Consider the following 4,156-nt stretch of genomic DNA (forward strand, 5'->3'; position numbering starts at 1 on the left):
TGTTCGCCCTCATCGCGGCGGCGTTCTGGGTCATGTACATCCGGATGAGCACCCGGGTCGGCGCGCTCACCACCGGCACCGAGGGACTCGCCGTGGCGCTGGCGGTCGCGGCGGTGCTGCTGCTGCCGTTCGGGATCCCCGCCGCGATCACGGCCGTCGCCGATCCGCAGCTGCTCGGGCTTGCGGCGCTCACGGCGCTGCTCTCCTCGGTCATCCCGTACATCCTCGAGCTCGCGGCTCTCCGCCGGCTGCCGCAGCGGATCTTCGGGATCCTGCTCAGCCTCGAGCCGGTCTTCGCGACGCTCGCGGGCCTGCTCGTGCTGGGGCAGCAGGCGTCGCCGCTGCGACTCGCGGCGGTCGCCCTGGTCGTGATCGCGAGCATCGGCGTCACGGCGGGCGCGCGGCGTCGTCGCGGCGCCCGGCCCGACGAGGAGCCGCCCTCGCCGCTGACCGGATCCATCCCCGTCGTCCCCGACTGAGCCTCGTCTCCGACTGAGCGGGCGTCCGCGCGGCCGTCGCGGAGGGCAGCCCCCGCGAAGGGCGCCCCGGTGCCGCGGTACTCGCCAGACCCGCCGCGCACGGGCGTAGCCTCGGGAGCATGAGCTCGCTGACCGACCTCCTCGGCATCCGCACCCCCGTCCTTCTCGGGCCCTTCGGCGGGCTCAGCTCGATTCCGCTCGTCGCCGCGGTGAGCGCGGCCGGCGGGCTCGGATCCTACGGCTTGTACGGCTACGACGCGGAGCGGATCCGCACGACCGTCGCCGGGATCAGGGGCGCCACGCGCCGCCCGTTCGGGCTCAACATCTGGCTGCCCCGGGGCGACGAGGTCGAGCCCGGCGCAGAGCACGACGACTACGCGGCGGCCCTCGCCCCGTTCTTCGCCGAGGTGGGCGCCGAGGTTCCGGCCCGCCCCGAGGCGTATCTGCCCCCGTTCGACGAGCAGCTCGCCGCGGTCCTCGAGGCCGCGCCGGCCGTGCTGAGCGTCGTCTTCGGGGTGCCGTCGGCCTCGCTCGTCGACGAGGCGCACCGCAAGGGGATCCGCGTGATCGGCACCGCGACGACGGTCGCCGAGGCGCGCGCCCTCGCGGAGGGCGGGGTGGATGCGATCGTCGCGACCGGCGCCGAGGCCGCGGGCCACCGGGTGTCGTTCCTGCGACCGGCGGAGGACTCGGTCGTCGGCCTGTTCTCGCTGCTGCCGCAGGTCGTCGACGCGGTCGACGTGCCGGTGATCGCCGCGGGCGGGATCTCGGACCGGCGCGGGGTCGCCGCCGCGTTCGCGCTCGGCGCGGAGGGCGTGCAGGTCGGCACGGCCTTCCTCGGCACGGCGGAGTCGGCGGCCACCGACGCGCACAGGGCGGCGATCCGCGCGACGCCCGCCGAGGGCACCGTGCTCACGCGGGCCATGAGCGGCCGGCTCGCGCGGGGCGCACGCAACCGCGTGGTCGCCGAGATCGAAGCAGCCGGATCCATCGCCCCGTTCCCCGCGCAGAACTGGATCACCGGCCGCTTCCGCACCCCCGCGGGGCAGCAGAACAAGGGAGAGCTGCAGTCGCTGTGGCTCGGTCAGTCCGCGCCGCTGGCCCGCTACGAGACCGCGGCCGAGGCGTTCGCCGAGCTGGCGGCGGGTGTGCCGGCCTGATCGGAGCGTTCCCGATCAGAGCGTTCCCGATCAGAGAGTTCCTGATCAGAGGATGCCGGCCTGCTCGGAGGGTTCCTGCTCAGATTGCAACGCCCAGGTCAGAGGATGACGGTCGAGCGGCCGTGCACGATCACGCGGTCGTCGGCGTGCCACTGCACGGCGCGCGCGAGCACGAGGCGCTCCACGTCGGCCCCGCGGCTCTGCAGCTCCGAGGCCGATTCGGCGTGCGTGACGCGCGTGACGTCCTGCTCGATGATCGGCCCCTCGTCGAGGTCCGCCGTCGCGTAGTGCGCGGTCGCGCCGATGAGCTTCACGCCGCGCTCCTTGGCCCTCGCGTAGGGGTTCGCACCGATGAAGGCGGGGAGGAACGAGTGGTGGATGTTGATCACCGGAGCGCCGAGGCTCTCGATGAACGTGTCGGTGAGGATCTGCATGTAGCGCGCGAGGACGACCAGATCCACGTTGCCCTGCAGCAGCTCGAGTTGGCGCTGCTCCATCTCGGCCTTGTCCCCGGACGGGATGTGCACGAACGGAACCCCGAACGAGCGCACCGACTCCGCCAGATCCGGGTGGTTCGAGACCACCATGGTGACGTCGATGTCGAGCTGCCCCCGCTGCGTGCGCCAGAGCAGCTCCATGAGGCAGTGGTCGTACTTGGACACGAAGATCGCCACGCGCTTGCGCTTGGACGCGTCGTGCAGCGACCACTCCATGCCGAAGCGCTCCGCGACCACGGCCAGATCCGCTTCGAGCGCCGGACGCGCGGCGGCGAGGCCGTCGCGGTGGATCACCGTGCGCTGGAAGAAGCGCCCGCCGGCCGCGTCGGTCGAGTGCTGGTCGAGCGAGATGATGTTCGCCCCGTGCGCGGCGAGCACTCCGGCGACGGCGGCGACGATTCCGGGCTGATCGTCGCAGGCGATGAGCAGTCGTGCGGTGTCGGGCTGCGCCATGACGGGTCTCCTTGCAAGGGGGGTGTCCGTCGATTCTGCCGCGCCCCGGCGCGCGAGGCGAATCGCGCGTGCAACGTGCGCGCCGGCGCGCGGGATCGTGCTCGGTGCATGCGGAAGGACCCGGGCGCCTGGCCCGGATCCTTCCGGCGAGGATCCCGCGAGGGGACCCCGTGCGTTCAGTTCCCGGAGAACTCGGCCAGGCTCAGCGTCTGGTCGCCCGGTCGGGTGAACCGGCCGGCCTGGGAGGTGCTCGACGCGCCGTGCGCCGCCGGTGCGTCCCAGGTGCGGCCGGGCGTGGTCGCAGCCGTGGACGTGTCGATGCCCAGCACGAGCCCCGAGTAGCGGTTCACCAGCCGGACGGATCCGGTCGCCTCTCCGCTCGCGGGATCCGTGTTCGGCACGATGAACCACTGCTGCCCGACGCCGGCCGAGGCCTTGTCGGTGAGCCCGAGTCCCGCGCCCCAGGCGCGCCCCGAGGTCGAGGAGGCGTCGACCCCCAGCAGCGCTCCGGCCTGCGTCGCGATCGTGTACGCGCCGTCGCCGGTCGCCGTGAACGTCCAGGCGCCGTTCTTGCGGTTCACGGATCCCGCCGTCGTCAGCTTCTTGCCGTTGCCGGAGGCCGACAGCTTGCGTCCGTCCGCGTTCGCGATCGTGTACGCCTTCGTCGTGTCGATCGCCGTCGCGGGCGACACGGAGGGACCGGCGTCGATCGTGATGTTGGCGAGCTGCGCGTAGGCGTCGCCCATGCAGCCGAAGGAGCAGTACGACCGGAACGACTTGCCCACGATCGCCGAGCTCGTCTTGTTGGCCGGGTCGACGAACCACCGGTACCAGGACGCCGTGGTGTACGCGGATCCGGAGTCGCCGAGACGGAACCACTTCTGCGTCGCGAGGTTCTTCGTGGCGTAGAACTCCTGCGGCGCGGTGCCCGACTGGTCGGGGTTCTGCGGCTGGCCGATGTACAGGCCGAGGTAGGCGTCGTAGGTGACGTCCATCACGAACAGCGGCGAGGTCGCGGGCATCCGCCCGCTCTTGATCTGCTGCTGCGCCGTGCCTGGCGTGTTCGGGTCGTACTCCTTGTCGACGGGCGTGTAGCCGGTCTCGCTGTCATCGGCGACGGGGACCATGTTGCTCTCCTTGCCGGAGATGCCTGGTTCGGTCCACGCGCCGTCGTACCACTTCTGCCACGAGCCGGTCGCCATCTTCCCGGAGATCGGAGCACGGGCGACGTGCTCGTAGAAGGCGACCCAGCCTCCGGTCTTGTTCACGACGCGGGAGCCGTAGAACGCGTAGAAGTAGCCGGAGGCGTAGTCGACGTAGAGGCGGGGGGCGCCGTCGCCGGAGTAGTACGTCTGCTGCGGGAACGCGGTGGTGTCGCCGCGGGTCGTGCTGTACGGCGAGGTGATCGCGTGACCGGGGATGCTCCAGGTCTTGCCCTTGTCGGTCGAGACCGCATAGTCGATCGCGTCGTAGTGCAGGCCGTCGCCGAAGGGCTTGGGCGTGAACTCGTTGTGCACGAGGCCGTACCAGTCGCCCGTGTCGGGGTCGACCCACATCTGCGTGATGT

General features: G+C 71.7%; 4 protein-coding genes. 2 read left to right on the top strand and 2 right to left on the bottom strand.

Going from position 1 to position 4,156, the window contains the following annotated elements; genetic code table 11:
- Together B7X32_RS19120 and B7X32_RS19125 are read left to right on the top strand one after the other, a co-directional pair.
- The coding region (locus B7X32_RS19120; protein WP_292723342.1) for an EamA family transporter at positions 1-479 on the top strand (479 nt) is incomplete at its 5' end.
- Positions 480-598: 119 nt separating this feature from the next.
- On the top strand, positions 599-1,639 hold the full coding sequence (locus B7X32_RS19125; protein WP_292723345.1) for a nitronate monooxygenase: 1,041 nt from the start codon (positions 599-601) through the stop codon (positions 1,637-1,639).
- A gap of 98 nt (positions 1,640-1,737) precedes the next feature.
- On the opposite strand, the gene purU is transcribed toward B7X32_RS19125, so the two are convergent.
- Together purU and B7X32_RS19135 are read right to left on the bottom strand one after the other, a co-directional pair.
- Positions 1,738-2,589, bottom strand: a complete 852-nt coding sequence (purU, locus tag B7X32_RS19130) for a formyltetrahydrofolate deformylase (RefSeq protein ID WP_292723347.1) — start codon at positions 2,587-2,589, stop codon at positions 1,738-1,740.
- A 176-nt stretch (positions 2,590-2,765) separates the two neighbouring features.
- A partial coding sequence (locus tag B7X32_RS19135; RefSeq protein ID WP_292723350.1) for an RICIN domain-containing protein occupies positions 2,766-4,156 on the bottom strand: 1,391 nt, incomplete at its 5' end.

This window comes from Microbacterium sp. 13-71-7, from assembly GCF_002257455.1.
Taxonomy (GTDB): Bacteria; Actinomycetota; Actinomycetes; order Actinomycetales; family Microbacteriaceae; genus Microbacterium.